At 74.4% G+C, this 706-nt stretch carries 1 protein-coding gene; it reads left to right on the top strand.

The genetic code is table 11. The annotated features are described in order from the left end of the window. Positions 1–108: 108 nt before the first annotated feature. Positions 109–706: TerD family protein (locus tag HZS56_RS37835; protein ID WP_253915556.1), on the top strand; the 598-nt coding region annotated here is incomplete at its 3' end.

Here is a 706-nt window from a genome sequence, read left to right as displayed (position 1 = left end):
TCCTGCCGGGCGCCGTCATCGAGCCCGGTCCCGGCCTCCCCGCCTCCCTCCCGCCCGATTGGCCGCCGGGTAAGGGAACGGTAAAACGCCCTCGCTCGTTGACCCGGCATGACAGCTATGACCCCCGGCTCGAACATCCCCCTCTCCGCCGCCCGCGTGACGGTGGACGTCGCCGCTCCCGTGCGGCTCGACGTATCGGGCCTGCTGCTCACCGCCGACGGCAAGGTGCGCTCCGACGACGACTTCATCTTCTACAACCAGCCCGCCGGCCAGGGCGTGACCTACCGCTCGGGCGGCGGCACCGCTCCGGACGCGATCACGGTCGACACCGCCGCCGTCCCCCCGGGCATCGAGAAGATCGTCGTCACCGCCAGCCCGGACGCCGCCGGCCAGACCTTCCAGGGCATCGAGCCGACCGCCACCATCCGCAACGCGGACGACAACTCCGTCCTCGCCACCTTCACGCCCCCGCAGCTCGGCGCCGAGACCGCCCTGGTGATCGTCGAGGTCTACCTGCGCAACGGTGCCTGGAAGGCCCGCGCGGTCGGCCAGGGCTACGCCAACGGCCTGGCCGGCATCGCGACGGACTTCGGCGTCACGGTGGAGGAGCCCGCGCCTGCCGCGCCTCCGGCCCAGCCGCAGGCGGCCACCCCGCCGCCGCCCGCACCGGCCGCACCGCCCGCCCAGCGCTCCGTGGCCCAGACGC

This window comes from Streptomyces mayonensis (assembly GCF_018982965.1).
Taxonomy (GTDB): Bacteria; Actinomycetota; Actinomycetes; order Streptomycetales; family Streptomycetaceae; genus Streptomyces; species Streptomyces mayonensis.
Note: the sequence above shows the minus strand (reverse complement) of the source record. Positions and strands in the feature narration are given on the sequence as shown.